Raw genomic sequence first — 22,191 nt, forward strand, 5'->3', positions numbered from 1 at the left:
TGATGGACACGATCCCCCGGCCACGGCGACTGACCCGCCCCGACGACGGAGCCTTCGAACTCGGTCCGGGCACCTCGGTGGTGGCGGGTCCGGGCACCGAGGACACCGAGCGCTGGCTGCGCACCACCCTGGGCGCCGCCACCGGCCTGCCCCTCGTGCCCGGAGCGGAGGGCGACGACACCGTCCGGCTGTCCCTGGACGGCGGACTGGCCGCCGAGGGGTACCGCCTCGTCGTCAGCCCGGCCGGCGTGGACCTCGCGGGCGGTGGCCCGGCCGGCCTCTTCTGGGGCGCCCAGACGCTGCGCCAACTGCTCGGCCCGGACGCCTTCCGGCGCGCCCCGCTGCCCGGCCGCCGGTGGCGGCTGCCCCTGGTGCGGATCGAGGACGCGCCGCGCTTCGGCTGGCGGGGCCTGATGCTGGACGTGGCCCGGCACTTCATGCCCAAGGAAGGCGTCCTGCGGTACCTGGACCTGATGGCGGCGCACAAACTCAACGTGCTGCACTTCCACCTGACGGACGACCAGGGCTGGCGGGTCGAGATCAAGCGCCACCCGAAGCTCACCGGGACCGGCTCCTGGCGGTCCCGCACCAAGTACGGCCACCGGGCCTCACCGCTGTGGGAGGACAAACCCCACGGGGGCTACTACACCCAGGACGACATCCGGGAGATCGTCGCCTACGCCGCCGAACGGCACATCACCGTCGTCCCCGAGATCGACGTCCCCGGACACTCGCAGGCCGCCATCGCCGCCTATCCGGAACTCGGCAACACCGACGTCGTCGACACCGCGTCCCTCACGGTGTGGGACACCTGGGGCATCAGCGAGAACGTCCTCGCCCCCACCGACACCACCCTGCGGTTCTACGAGGGCGTGTTCGAGGAACTGCTGGAGCTGTTCCCCTCCGCTTTCATCCACGTCGGCGGCGACGAATGCCCGAAGGACCAGTGGCGGCGCTCGGCCACCGCGCAGGCGCGCATCGGGGAACTCGGACTCACCGACGAGGACGAACTCCAGTCCTGGTTCATCCGGCACTTCGACACCTGGCTCACCGCACGCGGACGCCGGCTCATCGGCTGGGACGAGATCCTGGAGGGCGGACTCGCCGAGGGCGCGGCCGTCTCCTCCTGGCGCGGGTACGCGGGCGGGGTCGCCGCCGCGCGCGCGGGGCACGACGTCGTGATGTGCCCCGAGCAGCAGGTGTACCTGGACCACCGGCAGCATCCGGGCGAGGACGAGCCCGTGCCGATCGGCTTCGTGCGCACCCTGGAGGACGTCTACCGGTTCGAACCGGTTCCGGCGGAGCTGACGCCGGACGAGGCCGGACACGTGCTCGGCACCCAGGCGAACGCCTGGAGCGAGGTGATGGAGAACCAGGGGCGCGTCGACTACCAGCTGTTCCCGCGGCTCGCCGCGTTCGCCGAGGTCGCCTGGAGCGACCTGCCCGCACCGGCGGACCGGGACTTCGACGATTTCGAGCGGCGGATGGCGGCCCACTACCGGCGACTCGACGCCCTGGGCGTCGCCTACCGGCCGCCCGGCGGTCCGCTGCCCTGGCAGCGCCGGCCCGGCGTGCTCGGGCGGCCGATCGACGGGCCGCCGCCCAACAAGTAGGAGGAACGCCTCCGAACGCTCCCCAACAGTGGCAACTCCGGCCCACCTCGCCGATTTCGAACAGTCGTGATTCTCGTCCGATCGGCGCGGATCTCGTGGGAAAACGGCCCATTTCGCCGACGAGGTGGGCGAATGCCTCCTAGCGGACCCCCGCGTTCGGGCCCTGCGAAGATGTGCCAGAGTTGCCACGTCCGCCCTGTCAGGTCGTACCGTACGGCCACATGGGCGAGACCAGGTGGGACAGCGGGAAGGGGCAGTCGGTTTGACCACGCACGCACCGCAGGCGGCGCAGGCCGTCACGCTGCCCACGACACTGGACGAGGCCGTGGCGGCACTGGCCGCCGTGCCCGCCGCCGTGCCGGTGGCGGGCGGCACGGACCTGATGGCCGCCGTCAACTCCGGGCAGCTCAGGCCCGCCGCACTGGTGGGACTCGGCCGCATCAGCGAGATCCGCGGCTGGCAGTACCAGGACGGCCACGCACTGCTCGGCGCGGGACTCACGCACGCCCGCATGGGCCGCCCCGACTTCGCCGCGCTGATCCCGGCCCTCGCCGCCGCCGCGCGCGCCGCCGGACCGCCGCAGATCCGCAACGCGGGCACCCTGGGCGGCAACATCGCCTCGGCCGCCCCCACCGGCGACGCGCTGCCGGTGCTGGCCGCGCTGGAGGCGACGCTGATCATCGCGGGCGCGGACGGCGCCCGCCGGGAGATGCCGGTCTCGCACCTGTTGGCGGGCATGGAACTGCTCCGCGCGGGCGAGCTGATCGGCTACGTGCGCGTGCCGCTGCTGCACGCCCCGCAGGTCTTCCTGAAGGCGACCGGCCGGACCGGCCCCGGCCGCGCGATGGCCTCGGTGGCGCTGGTCCTCGACCCGGCCCGGCGCGGCGTGCGGTGCGCCGTCGGCGCCATCGCGCCGATGCCGCTGCGCCCCCTGGAGGCCGAGCAGTGGGTGGCCTCCCTCATCGACTGGGACAACGGCCGCGCGATCGTCCCGGAGGCGCTGAGCGCCTTCGGCGAGTACGTCGCCGCCGCCTGCATCCCCGACGCGGCCCCGGCCGAGGACGGTTCCGTACCGCAGCTCCCGCCGGCCGTACTGCACCTGCGGCGCACCGTCGCCGCGCTGGCCCGACGAGCACTGGGGAGGGCGCTGTCGTGACCGACGACCAGCACGACGACCGGCACGGGCAGGGCACGCCCCCGAGCGGTGGACGCTGGGACCCGCTGCCCCAGGGAGACTACGACGACGGCGCCACCGCCTTCGTGAAGCTCCCCGAGGGCGGTGTGGACGCCCTCCTGGCCTCCGCCGACAGCCCGCTCGCCGCGCCCGGGCACGGCTACGTGCCGCCGCAGATAACGGTGGCGCCCGCCACCACCGCCGGCACCGACCCGGCGGCCACCGGCACCTGGGCGATGCCCTCGGCGCCCGTCGACGGCAGCCAGTGGGGCCACCCGGACCCGGGTGCGCAGCAGCACGGCGCACAGCAGGACGGCCAGGGGCACGGCGGTCAGGAGCACGGCGGTCAGGGGCACCCTGGGCAGCCGGAGCACGCCGGGCACCCGGAGTACGCCGACCCGTACCCGCAGCAGGACCCGTACGGGCAGGCGGCGCGGTACGACGCGCACGCCGGGCAGGGCGACCGGTTCGCCTACCGGCCCGGCGCCACCGGCCAGTGGGACTTCTCCGAAACCGCCGCGGACGGCGGCGCGGCGCCCGCGCCCGGCCAGGACGTGACCGGGCAGTGGTCCATCCCCGTCGCCGACGGCGAGCTGCCGGACGAGTCGGGCGAGTTCACCACGTCCTCCCTGGCCGAGCAGTGGGGCGGCGCCGCACCGGCCATCCTGCCCGGCGGCGCCCCCGCGCCCTGGGCGCCGCAGCCGGCCGGACAGCCGTGGGACGACCGCGCGGCCCAGGGCGCCCCGGCCGCAGGGGAGGAGCCGGCCGAGGCACCGTCGGCACCGCGCCCCGCACCCGGGCCCGCCGTCGGGCCGTACGCCGAGGAACCGCCCCCCGAAGACGCCGCCGCGGCCGCGCACCCGGCCCAGGCGCCCGACGAGGCCCCGGCCGACGGGCGTCGAGGGCCCGCGGAGGCCGCTGAGGGCCCCGCAGAGGCCCCGGAGCGGACATCAGGGCCCGCGGACGCCGAGTCCTCCCCGGAAGCCGCCGAGGAGCCCGTGGCGGGCCCACCCGCGGAAGCCGCGCCGGAGGATGCGGGGGAGCGCGAGCCGGACCAGGAGCCGGACGTCCGTCCCGAGCCGGTGGAGACGTCCCGCGCCGACGCGCCGGACGGCCCGGCCGCGTCCGAGGAGCCGCCTCCCGCGGGCCCGCAGGAGGAGCACCCCCTCGCCTCGTACGTGCTGCGCGTCAACGGCGCCGACCGGCCCGTCACCGACGCCTGGATCGGCGAGTCGCTGCTGTACGTGCTGCGCGAGCGGCTCGGTCTGGCGGGCGCCAAGGACGGCTGCTCGCAGGGCGAGTGCGGCGCCTGCAACGTGCAGGTCGACGGGCGGCTGGTCGCCTCCTGCCTGGTCCCGTCCGTGACCGCCGCGGGCAGCGAGGTGCGGACGGTCGAGGGCCTGGCCGCCGACGGGCAGCCCTCGGACGTGCAGCGCGCGCTCGCCCGGCGGGGCGCCGTCCAGTGCGGCTTCTGCGTGCCGGGCATGGCGATGACGGTGCACAACCTCCTGGAGGGCAACCCGGCGCCGACCGAGCTGGAGGCCCGGCAGGCCCTGTGCGGCAACCTGTGCCGCTGCTCCGGCTACCGGGGCGTCCTGGAGGCGGTCAAGGAGGTCGTCGCCGAACGCGAGGCGCACTCCGCCGCGGAGACGGCCGCCGCGGACGCCGACGAGCCGCGCATCCCGCATCAGGCGGGTCCGGGCGCGGGCGGCGTCAACCCGTCGGCGTTCGAGCCCCAGGGACCGCCCGGGACGCCGGACACGCACCCCCACGAACCGCACGACGGGCCCTACGACCGGGACGACCAGGGCCACGGCCCGGACGACCACACCTACGGTCAGGGCGACCGGACCCACGGTCGGGACGACCAGCCCTACGGTCAGGACGACCGGACCCACGGTCGGGACGACCAGCCCTACGGTCAGGGCGACCGGAACTACGGTCAGGACGACCAGCCCTACGGCCGGGACGACCGGACCTACGGCCAGGACGGAGGCCACGCGTGAGCAACGACGCCGCGACTGCGGAGGTCGCGGGAACCGCCGAGGCGCCTCCCGTCCCCGAGCCGATCCCGCACGGCCTCGGCGCCTCCCTGCCGCCCGCCGACGCGCGCGCCAAGACGGAGGGCACCTTCCCCTACGCCGCCGACCTGTGGGCCGAGGGCCTGCTGTGGGCGGCCGTCCTGCGCTCACCGCACCCGCACGCGCGCATCGTGTCCATCGACACCACGCACGCGCGCGAGATGCCCGGCGTCCGCGCCGTGGTCACGCACGAGGACGTGCCCGGCACCGCCCTGCACGGACGCGGCCGGGCCGACCGCCCCGTGTTCGCCTCCGAGGTCGTACGCCACCACGGCGAGCCCCTGGCCGCCGTCGCCGCCGACCATCCGGACACCGCGCGGATGGCCGCCGCCGCCGTCATCGTCGAGTACGAGGTGCTCGACCCGGTGACCGATCCCGAGCAGGCCTTCGAGGCCGAGCCGCTGCACCCCGACGGCAACCTGATCCGGCACATCCCGCTGCGGCACGGGGACCCCGAGGCGGCCGGCGAGGTCGTCGTCGAGGGCCTGTACCGCATCGGCCGCCAGGACCCGGCCCCGATCGGTGCCGAGGCGGGCCTCGCGGTGCCGCGCCCCGACGGCGGTGTGGAGCTGTACCTGGCCTCCACCGACCCGCACGGCGACCGCGACACGGCCGCGGCCTGCTACGGCCTGACACCCGAACAGGTGAAGATCGTCGTCACCGGCGTGCCCGGGGCCACCGCCGACCGCGAGGACCAGGGCTTCCAGCTGCCGCTCGGCCTGCTGGCGCTGAAGACCGGCTGCCCGGTGAAACTGACCGCCACGCGCGAGGAGTCCTTCCTCGGCCACGTCCACCGGCACCCCACCCTCCTGCGCTACCGCCACCACGCGGACGGCGAGGGCCGGGTGGTCAAGGTCGAGGCGCAGATCCTGCTCGACGCGGGCGCCTACGCCGACACCTCCGCCGAGGCCCTGGCCGCCGCGGTGGCCTTCGCCTGCGGCCCCTACGTCGTCCCCAACGCCTTCATCGAGGGCTGGGCGGTGCGCACCAACAACCCGCCGTCCGGCCACGTCCGCGGCGAGGGCGCCATGCAGGTGTGCGCCGCCTACGAGGCGCAGATGGACAAGGTCGCCAGGAAGCTCGGCCTGGACCCGGCCGAGGTGCGCCTGCGCAACGTCCTGGCCACCGGCGACGTGCTCCCCACCGGCCAGACGGTCACGTGCCCGGCGCCGGTCGCCGAACTCCTCCAGGCCGTGCGCGACTTCCCCCTCCCCGCGCTGCCCAAGGACACCCCCGAGGACGAGTGGCTGCTGCCCGGCGGCCCCGAGGGCGCGGGCGAACCGGGCGCGGTGCGCCGGGGCGTGGGCTACGGCATCGGCATGGTGCACATGCTGGGCGCGGAGGGCGCGGACGAGGTCTCCACGGCCACCGTCAAGGTCCAGGGCGGCGTGGCGACGGTGCTGTGCGCGGCGGTGGAGACCGGCCAGGGCTTCACCACGCTCGCCCGGCAGATCGTCCAGGAGACCCTCGGCGTGGACGAGGTGCACGTGGCGCCCGTCGACACCGACCAGCCCCCGGCCGGCGCCGGCTGCCGCGGCCGGCACACCTGGGTGTCGGGCGGCGCGGTGGAGCGGGCCGCCAAGATGGTCCGCACCCAGCTCCTCCAGCCCCTGGCGCACCAGTTCGGGATGTCCACCGAGCTGCTCCAGATCGCCGACGGCAAGATCACCTCGTACGACGGCGTGCTCTCCACCACGGTGGCCGAGGCGTTGGAGGGCAAGGAACTGTGGGCGACCGCCCAGTGCCGCCCGCACCCGACCGAGCCGCTGGACGAGGCGGGTCAGGGCGACGCCTTCGTCGGCATGTCCTTCTGCGCGATCCGCGCGGTGGTCGACGTCGACATCGAGATCGGCTCGGTACGGGTCGTGGAGCTGGCCGTCGCCCAGGACGTCGGACGGGTGCTGAACCCGGCCCAGCTGACCGCCCGGATCGAGGCGGGCGTCACCCAGGGCGTCGGCATCGCCCTGACCGAGAACCTGCGTACCCCGCGCGGCCTGGTCCGCCACCCCGACCTGACCGGCTACGCCCTGCCGACCGCGCTGGACGCCCCCGACATCCGGATCGTGAAGCTCGTCGAGGAGCGTGACGTGGTCGCCCCCTTCGGCGCCAAGTCGGTCAGCGCGGTGCCGGTGGTGGCCTCCCCGGCGGCCGTCGCCTCCGCCGTGCGCGCGGCCACGGGGCGCCCGGTGAACCGCCTGCCGATCCGGCCGCAGGCCGCGGTGGTGACGGGGACCTGACGTCCCCGCGCGCGTGAGGCAACGCGTCGACCGCGGGACGCGTCCTACCCGAGGGACGGGCGCGTCCCGAGGGCCGGGCCGTTGTCAGTGGTGGCCCGTAGGCTGCGGAGCGGTGGGCACGACTGCCGCTCCCACCGCACACGGCCGCTCACGCACACTCGGGGGAGACGATGCACGGGGGCACGACGCAGGACACGACGGCGCGGACGAGGCGGACGGCGCGGGCGCTGCCGTGCGCGTCCTCGGAGCGCTCGGAGCGAGGGACGCCGCTGCTGTGGACGTCGGCGGCGGTGATCGGCTGCCTGGTCCTGTCGGCGGGCCGTCGTCCGGCGTCGGGCCTGGCCCTGGACCTTCCGTACCGGCTGCTGGTGCGTGAGTTCGGCCGGGGCCGCGTGGCCCGCTTCGAGGACATCGACTTCCCGCCGGCCCTCACCCACGAGCCCACCCGCCGCTTCCTGCGGGAGACGGGACTGCCGGAGGACGCGTTCCCGCTCGCGACGGACGACGACGGGATGGCGCTGCCGACCCTGGCGGAGCACTACGGGCACACCGTCCCGACCGGGGCGGCCGGCCACCTCGTCCGACTGGGCCGGCTGCCCGACGGCAGCGACGTGGTCGTGGACGGACCGACGGGCACCGTTCTGACCTGGCACCCGTGCACCGCGAGCCTGCGCCCCCTCACCCCGGACGTCTCGACCCTCGTCCTCACCCTGTGGCTGCTGCGCCGCGCAGCCGCACCGGAGGCCGTGGCGGGATTCGAACCCACGTAACTCGCTTTGCAGGCGAGCCCCTGAACCACTCGGGCACACGGCCGTGTTCCGAGTTCGGTGCGGACCCGCGCCGAACTCGGTGATCCGACCGTAGAGCGGCGCGGGGGAGCGGCTCAAGGCGTCCGGGGCCGCCGCAACGCGACTGCCACACGCCGTTCACGAACGGCCCGGCGGGACCCGGCCCGCCCCGGTGGTCGTACGACCAAGGTCCCGGTCCCACCCCTCCCCCCGACAGGGGTCAAAGCGGGTCGTGGCCCTTACTGTGGCGTCCATGACCGTCCCTGAGCCCCGCGACACCGACGTCGCGGTCACCGCCGTGCCCGCCGCCCACCCCACGCCGCCCGGCGAGACCGTGCTGAGCCGCGCCTACCGGGCGCTGAGCATCGGCATCGTCTCCGTCGTCGTGCTCATCGCCTTCGAGGCGACGGCGGTCGGCACGGCGATGCCGGTGGCGGCCCGGGAGCTGGACGGGGTGTCGCTCTACGCCTTCGCGTTCTCGGGGTACTTCACGACGAGCCTGTTCGGGATGGTGCTCTCCGGCCAGTGGTCCGACCGGCGGGGTCCGCTGGCGCCGCTGACCGGCGGGATCGCGGCCTTCGCCGTCGGGCTGGTGCTCTCCGGGACGGCGGGCGCGATGTGGCTGTTCATCCTGGGGCGCGCGGTGCAGGGCCTCGGCGGCGGACTGGTGATCGTCGCGCTGTACGTCGTCGTCGGGCGGGCCTACCCCGAGCGGCTGCGGCCCGCGATCATGGCGGCCTTCGCCGCGGGCTGGGTCGTCCCCTCCATCGTCGGCCCGCTCGCCTCCGGCGCGGTGACCGAGCACCTGGGGTGGCGCTGGGTGTTCGTCGGCATCCCGGCGCTGGTGGTGTTCCCGCTGGCCCTCGCGCTGCCGCAGATACGCAGCCGGGCGTCCGGCGCCGTGGGCGGGGCGGACGCGCCGGGCTCCTTCGACCGCCGCCGCATCCGGCTCGCCCTGGCCGTCTCGCTGGGCGCCGGCCTGCTCCAGTACGCCGCCCAGGACCTGCGCTGGTCCGCGCTGCTGCCCGGCGCGGTGGGCGTGGCGCTGCTCGTCCCGGCCGTGCTCGGGCTGCTGCCCCGCGGCACGTACCGGGCGGTGCGCGGCCTGCCCTCCGTCGTCCTGCTGCGCGGTGTCGCCGCGGGCGCCTTCATCGCCGCCGAGTCCTTCGTCCCGCTGATGCTGGTCACCCAGCGGGGGCTCAGCCCCACGATGGCCGGCTTCTCGCTGGCCGCGGGCGGGGCCACCTGGGCCCTCGGCTCCTGGTTCCAGTCCCGGCCCCGGCTGGAGGCGTACCGGGAGCGCCTGATGGCCCTCGGCATGGTGCTGGTGGCCGCGGCCATCGCCACGGCGCCGAGCGTGCTGATCGAGGCCGTACCCGCCTGGACGGTGGCCGTCGCCTGGGGCTTCGGCTGCTTCGGCATGGGCCTGGTGATCTCCTCCACCAGCGTCCTCCTGCTCAAGCTCTCCGCCCCCCAGGAGGCGGGCAGCAACTCCGCCGCCCTCCAGATCTCCGACGGCCTCTCCAACGTCGTCCTGCTGTCGGTCGGGGGAGCCGCCTTCGCGGCCCTCGGCGGCGGCACGGTCAGCCACGCGGCCACCGAGGCGACCGGCTCCCACCCGGCCGCGTTCGCGGTGGTCTTCCTGCCGATGGCGGGCGTGGCGCTGGTGGGGGCGTGGGTGGCCACTCGGGTGCGGACGAAGTGAGCGCGCGGCGATCGGGGCGACGCGCGGGACGGTTGTGACGTGCGTCCCACCCGGGGGTGACCCGCCCCCGTGCGCGCGTCGATCGCGTCGGGGCGCCGGTAGGGTGGCCCGGTTGTCATACGTGGCCGAGCCGTTCTACCCCCTTCGGAGACCGTGACTACCACCGCCAGCTCCAGCACCTCGCACCACCTCTCCCCGGCCTTCCCCGGCCGCGCCCCCTGGGGCACCGCCAGCAAGCTGCGGGCCTGGCAGGAAGGGGCGATGGAGAAGTACCTCCAGGAGCAGCCCCGGGACTTCCTCGCGGTCGCCACCCCCGGCGCCGGCAAGACCACCTTCGCCCTGACGCTCGCGTCCTGGCTGCTGCACCACCACGTCGTGCAGCAGGTCACCGTCGTCGCGCCCACCGAGCACCTCAAGAAGCAGTGGGCGGAGGCCGCGGCCCGGATAGGGATCAAGCTCGACCCCGAGTACAGCGCGGGCCCGCTCAGCCGGGAGTACCACGGCATCGCGATCACCTACGCCGGCGTCGGCGTGCGCCCCATGCTGCACCGCAACCGCGTCGAGCAGCGCAAGACCCTCGTGATCCTCGACGAGATCCACCACGCCGGTGACTCCAAGTCCTGGGGCGAGGCGTGCCTGGAGGCGTTCGAGCCGGCCACCCGGCGGCTCGCCCTGACCGGTACGCCGTTCCGCTCGGACACCAACCCGATCCCCTTCGTCACGTACGAGGAGGGCAACGACGGCATCCGGCGCTCCGCCGCCGACTACACCTACGGGTACGGCTCCGCGCTCGCCGACGGCGTCGTGCGTCCCGTCATCTTCATGAGCTACAGCGGCCAGATGCGCTGGCGGACGAAGGCGGGCGACGAGATCGCCGCCCGGCTCGGCGAACCCATGACCAAGGACGCCGTCAGCCAGGCCTGGCGCACCGCCCTCGACCCGCGCGGCGAGTGGATGCCCGCCGTACTCCGCGCCGCCGACCAGCGGCTCACCGAGGTGAGGAAGGCCATCCCGGACGCCGGCGCCCTCGTCATCGCCGCCGACCAGGACTCCGCCCGCGCCTACGCCAAGCTGATCCGCGAGATCACCGGCGACAAGGCCACCGTCGTGCTCTCCGACGACACCGGCGCCTCCAAGAACATCGACGCGTTCAGCGGCAGCACCGACCGGTGGATGGTCGCCGTCCGCATGGTGTCCGAGGGCGTCGACGTCCCCCGCCTCGCGGTCGGCGTCTACGCCACCACCATCTCCACGCCCCTGTTCTTCGCCCAGGCCGTCGGCCGTTTCGTACGGTCCAGGCGGCGCGGCGAGACGGCCTCCGTCTTCCTGCCGACCGTGCCCGACCTGCTCTCCTTCGCCAACGAGATGGAGCGCGAGCGCGACCACGTCCTCGACAAGCCCAAGAAGGAGGGCGAGGAGGACCCGTACGCCGAGTCCGAGAAGGAGATGGACGAGGCCAACCGGGAGCAGGACGAGGACACCGGTGAACAGGAGCAGTTCTCCTTCGAGGCGCTGGAGTCCGAGGCCGTCTTCGACCGGGTGATGTACAACGGCGCCGAGTTCGGCATGCAGGCCCACCCGGGCAGCGAGGAGGAGCAGGACTACCTCGGCATCCCGGGTCTGCTGGAGCCCGACCAGGTGCAGCTGCTGCTCCAGAAGCGGCAGGCCCGGCAGATCGCGCACAGCCGCAGGAAGCCCGACGAGGAGGCCGACCTCCTCGAGATGCCCGCCGAGCGGCGCCCGGTCGTCTCCCACAAGGAGCTGATGGAGCTGCGCAAGCAGCTCAACACCATGGTCGGCGCCTACGTCCACCAGAGCGGCAAGCCGCACGGCGTGATCCACACCGAGCTGCGCCGGGTCTGCGGCGGCCCGCCCAGCGCCGAGGCCACCGGAGGACAGCTGCGCCAGCGCATCGCCAAGGTGCAGGAGTGGGCCACGCGCATGAAGTGACGCCCGGGGCGACACGAGGGCCACGGGCGGAGGCCGCCGTGCGCCGTACGTATCGGGACAAACACAGGTAGTCCTCGCGGGCCGCCGCCCGGATTCTGGACGGAGCCTTCCGCTGAGCGAACCTGCTCGCTACTGTCCCGCTACGCACACGCCCCGTGGCAGCGCCGCCGCGGAGCGCAGCCGTGAAGCGACTGGGCCCGGGCAACGCCGGGCCGTCTGCCGATCGGCGGCGCCTCTGAAGCGCGTCACTGACGGGACTCGGTGACGCATACCCGCGAGGAGGGCCGCCGACCTCACCACGAAGGAGTGGGCGTCGTGACCGCGGAGACCTCTCAGACGCTCGACCGGGGACTGCGGGTCCTCAAACTGCTGGCCGATACGGACCACGGGCTGACCGTCACCGAGCTATCCCACAAACTGGGCGTGAACCGGACCGTCGTGTACCGGCTGCTCGCCACGCTGGAACAGCATGCGCTCGTCCGCCGTGACCTCGGCGGACGCGCCCGCGTCGGACTCGGTGTGCTGGGGCTGGGCCGCCAGGTGCACCCGCTGGTGCGCGAGGCGGCCATGCCGGCGCTGCGCTCGCTGGCCGAGGACATCGGGGCGACGGCACATCTCACGCTGGTGGACGGGGCGGAGGCACTGGCCGTGGCCGTCGTCGAACCGACCTGGACCGACTACCACGTCGCCTACCGGGCCGGGTTCCGGCATCCGCTGGAGCGGGGAGCCGCCGGGAAGGCGATCCTGTCCGCCCGGCAGCACACGCAGCCCGCCGGTGAGGCGGTGGACGGGCCCGGCTACACCCTGACCCACGGCGAGCTGGAGACCGGCGCCTGCGGAGCCGCCGCGCCGCTGCTCGGGGTCACGGGCGTCGAGGGCAGCGTCGGAGTGGTGATGCTGGCCGAGGTGGTGCCGGAGCGGGTGGGGACGCGGGTGATGGACGCGGCCCGGGAGGTGGCGGAGGCGCTCCGCTAGGCGGGACCGCGCGGGCGGCGGTGCCCGGAGCCGCGACGGCTCCCGGCACCCTGCCCGTGCCCCGGGCGGCGGCTCCTTCGTCTGCGTACCGGGCCGGCGGCGGCACCCCTGCCCGCGCACCGGGGCGGCGGCGGCCTCACGTTAGATTGACCCCGTGCTCTCTCGTCTCACGCGCCCCCAGGTCCTCGCCGTCTGCGCGCTGCCCGTCGTGGCGCTCCTGGCCACCGCCGTGTTCGCACCGCTGCCGTTCTCCGTGGCGCAGCCCGGGCTGACGGCGGACGTGCTCGGGAGGAACCAGGGCGCCCCGGTGATCACCATCGAGGGCGCGCCGACGCACCGGACGACCGGGCAGCTGCGGATGACGACGATCGAGGCGACCGGCCCGGACGCGAGCGTCCACCTCGGTGACGTCCTGGGCAGTTGGTTCGACACCGACCGGGCCGTGATGCCGCGCGACGCCGTCTACCCGAACGGGGACGGCGTCGAGGAGATCGAGGAGTACAACGAGGAGCAGATGAAGGAGTCCCAGGACGCGGCGACCGCGGCCGCGCTGGGCTACCTGGACCTCGACGGGACGGACGTGGACGTCCGGCTGCGGCTGGAGGACGTCGGCGGGCCCAGCGCCGGCCTGCTCTTCTCCCTCGGCATCATCGACAAGCTGGGCGCCGGCGACCTCACCGGCGGCCGGGTCGTCGCCGGCACCGGCACCATCACCCCCGCCGGACAGGTCGGCGCCGTGGGCGGGGTGCCGCTGAAGACGCAGGCCGCGCGGCGGGACGGCGCCACCGTCTTCCTGGTGCCGAAGGCGGAGTGCTCGGACGCGCGGGCCGAGCTGCCCGACGGGCTCCGGCTGATCCCGGTCACCACCCTGAAGGGCGCGGTCGACTCGCTGCGGGCGCTGGAGACGGGCAAGGGCGAGGTCCCCGCCTGCTGAGGCGGCGGCCCGGCTCAGTCCTCCGTCACGAACCCCTTCTCGACCATCCAGTCCAGGGCGACCTGGTGCGGGTCCTCCCCGTCGACGTCGACCTTCGCGTTCAGTGTCCGCGCCACGTCGTTGTCCAGGGCCTTGGTGACCGGGTCGAGGACGGTGGCGATCGCCGGCCACTTCTTCAGGACGTCGGTGCGGACCATGGGCGCCGCGTTGTAGTTCGGGAAGAAGTGCTTGTCGTCCGCCATCACCACCAGGTTCATCGACTTGATGCGCCCGTCGGTGGTGTACACCTCGCCGTAGGTGCAGGCGCCGTCGGCCGTCTGTGTGTAGATGATGCCGGTGTCCATGTCCGTGATGTTCCTGGCCGGGATGTTCATCCCGTACGCCTTCTCCATGCCCGGCAGCCCGTCCGCCCGGTTGGCGAACTCGACCTCCACGCAGAGCGTCACCGCCGCCGGGTCGGTCCGCGCCAGCTCCGCCACGTCGGACAGCGTCTTCGTGCGGTACTTCCGGTAGTTCGCCTGGTTCATCGCCAGCGCGTACGTGTTGTTCAGCCGGGCCGGCGCCAGCCAGGTCAGCCCCTTCCCGGCGTCCTCGTCACGCACCGCCTCCCACTGCTCCTGCGGGTCGGTGATCGGCTCGCCGTGTCCGAGGTACGTGATCCAGGCGGTCCCCGTGTACTCGTAGGTGGCGTCGGCGTCCCCGTTCTCGACCGCCGCCCGGGTGCCGACGGAGCCCTGGATGCCGGTGCGGTCCAGCACCTCGGCGCCGGCCGCCTGGAAGGCGATGCCCATGATCGCGCCGAGGACGAGCTGCTCGGTGAACTGCTTGGACACGACCGTCAGGTCGGCGCCCTCCAGCGGCCGGCCCTTCCCGATCGTGCCGGGCCCGACGTCGTCGACCATCGGGGAACCGCTGGTCAGCCCGCACCCGGAGGCCGCCACCAGGAGCGCCGCCGTCACCAGCCACGTACGGCGTCCTCCGCTTCCGGTCCGGGGGCGCGCGCTCATGTCCTCACCTCCAGGCCGCGGGGCCGCAGCAGCAGTTCGGCGAGCGAGGCCAGCCAGTCCACCAGCAGCGCGAGGGCCACGGTGAGGATCGAGCCGAGCACCAGCACCGGCATCCGCTGGCTGGTGATCCCGGTGGTGATCAGCACGCCCAGCCCGCCGCCCCCGCCGAAGACGGCCAGCGTCGCCGTGCCGACGTTGAGGACGAGGGCCGTGCGCACACCGGCCAGGATCAGCGGGACGGCCAGCGGCAGCTCCACCCGGGTGAGCACGCCCAGCGGGGACATGCCGATGCCGCGGGCCGCCTCCAGCAGCGTCGGGTCGTTCGCCTTCAGGCCGGCGATGGTGTTGGAGAGCACCGGCAGGACGGCGTAGATGATGATGCCGATCAGGGCGGCCCGGCGGCCGATGCCCAGCCAGATCACCAGCAGCGCCAGCAGACCGATCGCCGGGGTGGCCTGGCCCATGTTGGCGAACGCCATCGCCACCGGCGTGGCCCTGCGGAACATGCGGCGGGTGAGCAGGATGCCCAGCGGGATCGCGATGATCAGCACGAAGAAGGTGGAGATCACGGTCAGCTGGACGTGCTGCCACAGGGCCTTGGTGACCTGGCCGTCCGCCAGTGCGTTCTCGCTCAGCGCGTCCAGTTCGGCCTGCCGGAACCACAGCCAGGTCGCCAGCAGCACGGCCACCAGCAGCGCCGGCAGGAAGGTCAGCTTCCGCCAGCCGATCCGCCGCCCCGCCGTAGACGTGGCCGGCGTACCCGGCTCCTGCCCGGCGTCGTCCTCGTCCCGGTGGTCGCCGGAGGACCCAAAGGACCCGGAGGACCCGGAGGACCCGGAGGACCCGGAGGGAGCGCGGGACGAGGACGCGGAGACGGAGGGCGAGGGACCGGACGGCGAGGGACCGGACGGCGAGGAACCGGACGGCGAGGAACCGGACGGCGAGGAACCGGACGACGAGGGACCGGACGACGAGGAACCGGACGGCGAGGGACCGTGCGGCGACGACGAGGAACCGGAGGATGAGGTGCTCACGCCTTGGTCCCCTCCCCTCCGAAGCCCTCCTGCTCGGCATGGGTCTGCTCGGAGCGGGTCTCCTGGAGGTCGTGCTGGTGCTCCAGCGCGTCCAGCCGGTCGGCCTCCAGCAGCTCGTGCACGGAGTTCATCAGCGTCTCCATGTCGACGACGCCCTCGTACTCGCCGCGCCGCCCGGTGACCGCGACCCGCCCCGCGTTGTCGGTGAGCACCGCCTCCAGCGCGTCCCGCAGCGTCGCGTCCGCCGTCACGGTGTCGGTGACCAGCGCCCCGGCCCGCGCCAGCGAGCCCTTGGCCCGCATCAGGTCGCCGCGCCTGAGCCACTTGTAGGGCCGCCCGCGCCGGTCGAGGAGCAGGATCTCGTTGGTGCCGGCCGCCCGCAGCGCGTCGAAGATGTGCTGGAGCGGGTCCTCGACGGTCACCGTCGGGTAGTCGGTGATCCCCACGTCCCGCACCCGGGTCAGGTTCAGCCGCTTCAGCGCCGCCCCGGCGCCCACGAAACCCGAGACGAAGTCGTCCGCCGGGTTGGTGAGGATCGCCTCCGGGGTGTCGAACTGGGCGATGTGGGAGCGCTCGCGCAGCACCGCGATCCGGTCGCCCAGCTTGATCGCCTCGTCGAAGTCGTGGGTGACGAAGACGATCGTCTTGTGCAGCTCGTGCTGGAGCCGGATCAGCTCGTCCTGGAGGTGGTCCCGGGTGATCGGGTCCACCGCGCCGAACGGCTCGTCCATCAGCAACACCGGCGGGTCGGCCGCCAGCGCCCGCGCCACGCCCACCCGCTGCTGCTGACCGCCGGAGAGCTGGCGCGGATAGCGGCCGTGGAACTCCCCGGCGTCCAGTCCGACCAGGTCGAGCATCTCCTCCACCCGGTCCCTGATCCGCGTCTTCGACCAGCCGATCATCTTCGGGACCAGCGCGATGTTCTGGGCGACGGTCATGTGCGGGAAGAGGCCGGAGGACTGGATCGCGTAGCCGACCTTGCGGCGCAGCTTCACCGGGTCGATGTCGGTGACGTCCTCGCCGTCGATGCGGATGCGTCCGCCGCTCGGCTCGATCAGCCGGTTGATCATCTTCAGGGTGGTGGACTTCCCGCAGCCCGAGGGCCCGACGAAGATGACGGTCTCGCCCGCCTTGATCTCCATCGACACGTTCTCGACGGCGGGCTGCGGGTTTCCGGGGTAGAGCTTGGTCAGGCTGTCCAGCTCGATCGTCGCCCCGGTGGCGTCACGGTGACCGTTCTCAGACACGGATCCCCCTGGGGATGGTCAGCCGCCCGAGCAGGACGTACGCGGCGTCGAACAGAAGCGCCAGGATGATGATCCCGAGTGTGCCCGCGAGCACCTGGTTCAGGGCGTTCTTGCTGCCCAGCGAAGCGATCCCGCGGAAGATCTCGTTGCCGAGGCCCGGGCCCGAGGCGTAGGCGGCGATGGCGGCGATGCCCATCAGCATCTGCGTGGAGACCCGGATGCCGGTGAGGATCGGCGGCCAGGCCAGCGGCAGCTCCACCCGCAGCAGCCGTGCCGGGCGGGACATCCCGATGCCCGTGGCCGCGTCCACCAGCGCAGGGTCCACCCCGCGCAGGCCGACGATCGCGTTGCGCACGATCGGCAGCAGCCCGTACAGGGTCAGCGCCGTCACCGTCGGCGGCACGCCCAGGCCCACGATCGGGATGAGCAGACCGATCATGGCCAGCGACGGGATGGTCAGGATGGTCGACGTGGTCAGGGTCGCCAGGTTGCCCGCCCACTCGCTGCGGTAGGTGACGACGCCGATCAGGACCCCGATCAGGGTCGCCACGACCATGCACTGGAAGACCGCGCTGGCGTGCTGGTAGGCGTCGGTGAGCAGCTGCTGGTGGCGGCTGCCCACGAACTCCCAGAAGTTCACGTCCGCTCACCTCCGGGGGTCGTCCGGTCCCGGTCCTGTCGTCCGGTGCCCGGTCTCAGGCCTCGCCGCCCCGGTCGCGGGCGGCCTGCTCCACCAGCGGGATGATCCGCAGCGGGACCGGGTTCTCCATGACGATCGCCGTGGCGGCCCGGACGATGCCATCAAAACCGACAACCCGGTCGATCACCCGCTGGAGATCGGCGTTCGAGCGGGCCACCAGCCGGCACAGCATGTCGCCGGTGCCGGTCGTGGTGTGCAGCTCCAGCACCTCCGGCACGGTCGCCAAGTGCGCCCGCACGTCCGCCCCTTGGCCCTGCCGGATCTCCAGCGTCGCGAAGGCGGTCACCGGGTAGCCGAGAGCCGCCGGGTCCACCTCCGGACCGAAACCGCGGATGACTCCGTTCGACTGAAGCCGGTCGAGGCGCGCCTGCGCGGTGCCGCGGGCCACGCCCAGGCGCCGGGACATCTCCAGCACCCCGATCCGCGGCTCCCGGGCCAGCAGCCCGATGATCCGCCCGTCCAGTGGATCGATTCCCATTCCCCCGCCCTCCCGGCTGGTCATCCTGTACAGATCGCCCGCACAGGACCCCGTCTCCCTGGTCAGCTTGTCCAGTGAAAACGCAAACTATTGCGCACCTTGCAGACGCGGGAGACCCTGCGGCTATGACGCAGACCACACACCACACTCCCGACACCGCCCGGCAGGCCGACCCCTTCCCGGTCAAGGGAATGGACGCGGTCGTCTTCGCCGTGGGCAACGCCAAGCAGGCGGCGCACTACTACTCCACCGCCTTCGGCATGAAGCTGGTCGCGTACTCCGGACCGGAGAACGGCAGCCGCGAGACCGCGAGCTACGTCCTGGAGAACGGCTCCGCCCGCTTCGTGCTCACCTCGGTGATCAAGCCGTCCACCGACTGGGGCCGTTTCCTCGCCCAGCACGTGGCCGAGCACGGCGACGGCGTCGTCGACCTCGCCATCGAGGTCCCCGACGCGCGCGCCGCCCACGCCTACGCCGTCGAGCACGGCGCCCGCTCGATCGCCGAGCCGTACGAGGTCAAGGACGAGCACGGCACCGTCGTCCTCGCCGCCATCGCCACCTACGGCGAGACCCGCCACACCCTGGTGGAGCGCACCGGCTACGACGGCCCGTACCTGCCCGGCTTCGCCGCCGCCGAGCCGATGGTCCAGCCGCCCGCCCAGCGCACCTTCCAGGCCGTCGACCACTGCGTCGGCAACGTGGAACTCGGCCGCATGAACGAGTGGGTCGGCTTCTACAACAAGGTCATGGGCTTCACGAACATGAAGGAGTTCGTGGGCGACGACATCGCCACCGAGTACAGCGCGCTGATGTCGAAGGTCGTCGCCGACGGCACCCTCAAGGTCAAGTTCCCGATCAACGAGCCCGCCGTCGCCAAGAAGAAGTCCCAGATCGACGAGTACCTGGAGTTCTACGGCGGCGCCGGCGTCCAGCACATCGCGCTGAACACCAACGACATCGTGCAGACCGTGCGCACGATGAAGGCGGCCGGCGTCCAGTTCCTCGACACCCCCGACTCGTACTACGACACCCTCGGTGAGTGGGCGGGCGAGACCCGGGTGCCCGTGGACACCCTGCGCGAGCTGAAGATCCTCGTCGACCGCGACGAGGACGGCTACCTGCTCCAGATCTTCACCAAGCCGGTCCAGGACCGCCCGACCGTCTTCTTCGAGCTGATCGAACGGCACGGCTCCATGGGCTTCGGCAAGGGCAACTTCAAGGCCCTCTTCGAGGCGATCGAGCGCGAGCAGGCCAAGCGCGGCAACCTCTGACGACCCCGCGGGGCTCAGCCGGGCGGGTCCTCCACCGAGGGCTCGCCCAGCTCCGCCAGCGCCCGCTCGGCCTCCGGCGCCCCGAGCGGCGAGAAGTACGGGTTGATCGTCAGCGCCTCCCCGAGGTGCCGCCGCGCGGGCCCGTACCGCCCCAGCGCCCGCTCGATCGCTCCCCGGTGGAAGGCGTACAGCGCGCTGCGCACCCCGCCCCCCTGCTCGCCGTCGGTCGCGATCGTCGCGAACTCCAGCGCCTCCTCGTCCTCACCGGTCCGGTGCAGCGCCCAGCCCAGCGCGTCGGCCACCGCGGTCCCGGGCTGCCGCCCCCACTCCTCCCGCAGCCGCCGCACCGCCGCCTCCGGATCACCGTGGTCCGCCTCGAAGCGCCCCAGCACCAGCTCCTCGTCGGCGCCGGCCGCCCCCGCCTCCCGCACCCGCGCCCGCAGCAGGTCGTACTGCACCCGCGCGGCCTGGTCGAGCCCCAGCGACTCGTACAGCTCGCCCAGCTCCAGGGCGTACTCCGGGCTCGGCCGCTTGGCCAGCGCCGCCTGGTACGCCGACAGCGCGTCGGTCGTCCGGCCCAGCGCGGCCAGCGCCCGCCCCTGCCCGGCCTGCGCCGCCCGCTGGTCGGGGTCGATGCGCCGCGCCTCCTGGAAGAACCGCAGCGCCTCCTCCCGGTCCCCGCGCTCGAACGCCAGCCGCCCCGCCTGTTCCAGGTACGCCGCCCGCTCGGCCGGTGCCTCGGCGGCCGCCGCCGCGTCCGAGATCCGCGCCGCCGCGTCCTCCCGCCAGCCCCGGTCCCGGTAGACGGCCGCGGCCCGCGCCCCCACGGCCGGCGTCCCCGGACGCAGCTTCATCACCTTCTCCAGGGCCCGGCCCACACCCTCGTGGTCGCCGAGCCCGGTGTACGCGTCGATCAGCACCGCGTGCGCCGTCCACCGCTTCGGCGCCGCCTTCACCGCGTCCTCGCCCCACTTCTTCGCCGCGGGGAAGTCCCGCCGCGCCACCGCCAGTGCCGCCAGCCCCTCCAGGGCCTGCGGATTGCGCTCCGCCCCCACCCGGAGCGAGGTGCGCAGCGCCTTCTCGGCCTTCGGCCAACTCGCCACGTCGGCCGTCCGGCGCCCCTGCTCGACGTACGCCGTCCCCAGCACCGCCCAGGACACCCCGTCCAGCGGCTGCGCCCGCAGGTGCCTCTCCCGGTCGCCGATCAGCGCCGCCAGGTCCGGCAGCGCGGCCGGCACCCCCGTGGTCACCGCCCCGCGCGCCAGGGCGGCCGGTCCCGGCGCCGGCGGGGGAGCGTCACGCCCGCCCCAGGGCAGCAGGACCAGGACCCCGCCGAGTACGGCGGCCCCGGCGACGGAGGCGATCAGCACCCGGTTCCGGCGGCGGGGGCGCCACCCGCGTTCGATCTCCATGGCGCCTACTGTGCGCCCGTACGACAAGCGGACCGCGGCTTGCTCCGCCTGCCGTCCACGGGGTTCACACCGATGGCCCCGGGTGCGAACCTGAGATCATGAGCCGTATCGAAGCGCCTCGCGACGAGGCCGACGCGGTCGTCGAGGCCCCCACAGCCGCCGCAGCCGAAGCAGCCGCCGCCCGGACGCCCGCGGCCTCGGGCACCCTCGTCGACCGGCTGCTCGCCGGCCTGCCCGCCGACGCCGTCCTCACCGACCCCGACGTCACGGCCTCCTACGCCCACGACATGGCGAGCTTCTGCCCGGCGGGCGCCCCCGCGGTGGTCGTCCTGCCGCGCACCGCGGAGGACGTCCAGCACGTCATGCGCACCGCCACCGAGCTGCGCGTCCCGGTCGTCCCGCAGGGTGCCCGCACCGGCCTGTCCGGCGGCGCCAACGCCACCGACGGCTGCGTGGTCCTCTCCCTGACCAGGATGGACCGCATCCTGGAGATCAACCCGGTCGACCGCGTCGCCGTCGTCGAACCGGGCGTCGTCAACGCCACGCTCTCCCGCGCGGTGAACGAGCACGGCCTGTACTACCCTCCCGACCCCTCCAGCTGGGAGTCCTGCACCATCGGCGGCAACATCGGCACCGCCTCCGGCGGCCTGTGCTGCGTCAAGTACGGCGTGACCGCCGAGTACGTCCTCGGCCTGGACGTCGTCCTCGCCGACGGCCGCCTGATGTCCACCGGCCGCCGCACCGCCAAGGGCGTCGCCGGCTACGACCTCACCCGGCTCTTCGTCGGCTCCGAGGGCTCGCTCGGCATCGTCGTGCGGGCCGTCCTCGCGCTGCGCCCCAAGCCGCCCGAGCAGCTGGTGCTGGCCGCCGAGTTCGCCTCAGCGTCCGCCGCCTGCGACGCGATCTGCCGGATCATGGAGGGCGGGCACGTGCCGTCCCTCCTCGAACTGATGGACCGTACGACCGTCAAGGCGGTCAACGACCTCGCCCACATGGGGCTCCCGGAGACCACCGAGGCCCTGCTCCTCGCCGCCTTCGACACCGCCGACCCGGCCGCCGACCTCGCCGCCGTGGGCGCCCTGTGCGAGGCCGCCGGCGCCACGCAGGTGGTCCCGGCCGACGACGCCGCCGAGTCCGAACTCCTCCTCCAGGCGCGGCGCCTGTCCCTCACCGCCCTCGAAGCGGTCAAGGGCACCACGATGATCGACGACGTGTGCGTGCCCCGCTCCCGGCTCGGCGCCATGCTGGAGGGCGTCGAACGCGTCGCCGCGAAGTACGGCCTCACCATCGGCGTCTGCGCCCACGCGGGCGACGGCAACACGCACCCGACGGTCTGCTTCGACGCCTCCGACCCCGACGAGTCCCGGCGGGCCCGCGAGTCCTTCGACGAGATCATGGCCCTCGGCCTGGAACTCGGCGGCACCATCACCGGCGAGCACGGCGTGGGGGTGCTGAAGAAGGAATGGCTGGCGCGGGAGATCGGTCCGGTGGGCCTGGAGATGCAGCGGGGCGTCAAGGAGGTCTTCGACCCGCTGGGCATCCTCAACCCGGGCAAGCTCTTCTGACCCGGGGTGCCCGTGGGTCC

The 22,191-nt window shown here is 73.7% G+C and carries 17 protein-coding genes and 1 tRNA gene; 11 read left to right on the forward strand and 7 right to left on the reverse strand.

The genetic code is table 11. From position 1 onward, the window contains the following. Positions 1-2: 2 nt before the first annotated feature. The 5 genes from AC07FV_RS00370 to AC07FV_RS00390 all read left to right on the forward strand — a co-directional run bounded on the left by AC07FV_RS00370 (position 3) and on the right by AC07FV_RS00390 (position 7,875). A complete protein-coding gene (locus AC07FV_RS00370; RefSeq protein WP_479083597.1) occupies positions 3-1,613 on the forward strand; it encodes a beta-N-acetylhexosaminidase in 1,611 nt (536 codons plus the stop codon). Positions 1,614-1,875: 262 nt separating this feature from the next. After that, positions 1,876-2,769: an FAD binding domain-containing protein gene (locus AC07FV_RS00375; RefSeq protein ID WP_053131793.1), complete on the forward strand. Its 894-nt coding sequence runs from the start codon at positions 1,876-1,878 to the stop codon at positions 2,767-2,769. Further along, positions 2,766-4,793, forward strand: a complete 2,028-nt coding sequence (locus tag AC07FV_RS00380) for a (2Fe-2S)-binding protein (RefSeq protein ID WP_479083599.1) — start codon at positions 2,766-2,768, stop codon at positions 4,791-4,793. The genes AC07FV_RS00375 and AC07FV_RS00380 overlap by 4 nt, the downstream gene beginning before the upstream one ends. Continuing rightward, positions 4,790-7,105, forward strand: coding sequence for a xanthine dehydrogenase family protein molybdopterin-binding subunit (locus AC07FV_RS00385; RefSeq protein ID WP_479083600.1), 2,316 nt, complete (start codon positions 4,790-4,792; stop codon positions 7,103-7,105). Before AC07FV_RS00380 ends, AC07FV_RS00385 begins: the two co-directional genes overlap by 4 nt. A 170-nt stretch (positions 7,106-7,275) precedes the next feature. Further along, positions 7,276-7,875 carry an SUKH-4 family immunity protein gene (locus tag AC07FV_RS00390; RefSeq protein WP_479083601.1) on the forward strand — a complete coding sequence of 200 codons (600 nt, stop codon included), beginning with the start codon at positions 7,276-7,278 and terminating at the stop codon, positions 7,873-7,875. Here AC07FV_RS00390 and AC07FV_RS00395 read toward each other — a convergent pair. Next, a tRNA-Cys gene (locus AC07FV_RS00395) sits at positions 7,847-7,918 on the reverse strand. The genes AC07FV_RS00390 and AC07FV_RS00395 overlap by 29 nt on opposite strands. Positions 7,919-8,146: 228 nt before the next feature. Here AC07FV_RS00395 and AC07FV_RS00400 point away from each other — a divergent pair. From AC07FV_RS00400 to AC07FV_RS00415, 4 genes are all read left to right on the forward strand, one after another. Continuing rightward, on the forward strand, positions 8,147-9,598 hold the full coding sequence (locus AC07FV_RS00400; RefSeq protein ID WP_479083602.1) for an MFS transporter: 1,452 nt from the start codon (positions 8,147-8,149) through the stop codon (positions 9,596-9,598). Between the two features lie 153 nt (positions 9,599-9,751). Next, positions 9,752-11,548 carry a DEAD/DEAH box helicase gene (locus tag AC07FV_RS00405; RefSeq protein ID WP_383640127.1) on the forward strand — a complete coding sequence of 599 codons (1,797 nt, stop codon included), beginning with the start codon at positions 9,752-9,754 and terminating at the stop codon, positions 11,546-11,548. A gap of 315 nt (positions 11,549-11,863) precedes the next feature. Further along, positions 11,864-12,523 (forward strand): IclR family transcriptional regulator, encoded by a 660-nt coding sequence (locus AC07FV_RS00410; protein WP_479083604.1) that lies wholly within the window; start codon positions 11,864-11,866, stop codon positions 12,521-12,523. Positions 12,524-12,677: 154 nt separating this feature from the next. Then, positions 12,678-13,457, forward strand: a complete 780-nt coding sequence (locus tag AC07FV_RS00415; protein WP_479083605.1) for a S16 family serine protease — start codon at positions 12,678-12,680, stop codon at positions 13,455-13,457. A 14-nt stretch (positions 13,458-13,471) separates the two neighbouring features. On the opposite strand, the gene AC07FV_RS00420 is transcribed toward AC07FV_RS00415, so the two are convergent. The 5 genes from AC07FV_RS00420 to AC07FV_RS00440 are packed head-to-tail and all read right to left on the reverse strand — an operon-like array spanning position 13,472 to position 17,923. Further along, a complete protein-coding gene (locus AC07FV_RS00420; protein ID WP_479083607.1) occupies positions 13,472-14,464 on the reverse strand; it encodes a glycine betaine ABC transporter substrate-binding protein in 993 nt (330 codons plus the stop codon). Next, on the reverse strand, positions 14,461-15,498 hold the full coding sequence (locus AC07FV_RS00425; RefSeq protein ID WP_479083609.1) for an ABC transporter permease: 1,038 nt from the start codon (positions 15,496-15,498) through the stop codon (positions 14,461-14,463). The genes AC07FV_RS00420 and AC07FV_RS00425 overlap by 4 nt, the downstream gene beginning before the upstream one ends. Next, complete coding sequence (locus tag AC07FV_RS00430; protein WP_383640142.1) at positions 15,495-16,745, reverse strand: betaine/proline/choline family ABC transporter ATP-binding protein; 1,251 nt, start codon at positions 16,743-16,745, stop codon at positions 15,495-15,497. Before AC07FV_RS00430 ends, AC07FV_RS00425 begins: the two co-directional genes overlap by 4 nt. Further along, entirely contained in the window at positions 16,738-17,385 is a 648-nt protein-coding gene (locus AC07FV_RS00435) for an ABC transporter permease (protein WP_479083611.1), read from the reverse strand. Before AC07FV_RS00435 ends, AC07FV_RS00430 begins: the two co-directional genes overlap by 8 nt. Positions 17,386-17,440: 55 nt before the next feature. Next, entirely contained in the window at positions 17,441-17,923 is a 483-nt protein-coding gene (locus AC07FV_RS00440; protein ID WP_356603907.1) for an Lrp/AsnC family transcriptional regulator, read from the reverse strand. Between the two features lie 125 nt (positions 17,924-18,048). Between AC07FV_RS00440 and hppD the strand changes: the two genes are divergently transcribed. After that, a complete protein-coding gene (gene hppD / locus AC07FV_RS00445; protein ID WP_356603905.1) occupies positions 18,049-19,194 on the forward strand; it encodes a 4-hydroxyphenylpyruvate dioxygenase in 1,146 nt (381 codons plus the stop codon). Between the two features lie 14 nt (positions 19,195-19,208). On the opposite strand, the gene AC07FV_RS00450 is transcribed toward hppD, so the two are convergent. Continuing rightward, positions 19,209-20,606 carry a tetratricopeptide repeat protein gene (locus AC07FV_RS00450; protein ID WP_479083613.1) on the reverse strand — a complete coding sequence of 466 codons (1,398 nt, stop codon included), beginning with the start codon at positions 20,604-20,606 and terminating at the stop codon, positions 19,209-19,211. Positions 20,607-20,704: 98 nt separating this feature from the next. On the opposite strand from AC07FV_RS00450, the gene AC07FV_RS00455 reads away from it, so the two are divergent. After that, positions 20,705-22,171 carry an FAD-binding oxidoreductase gene (locus AC07FV_RS00455; protein WP_479083615.1) on the forward strand — a complete coding sequence of 489 codons (1,467 nt, stop codon included), beginning with the start codon at positions 20,705-20,707 and terminating at the stop codon, positions 22,169-22,171. The last annotated feature ends 20 nt before the right edge of the window (positions 22,172-22,191 follow it).

The sequence above is a fragment of the Streptomyces sp. NPDC045956 genome (assembly GCF_056430705.1).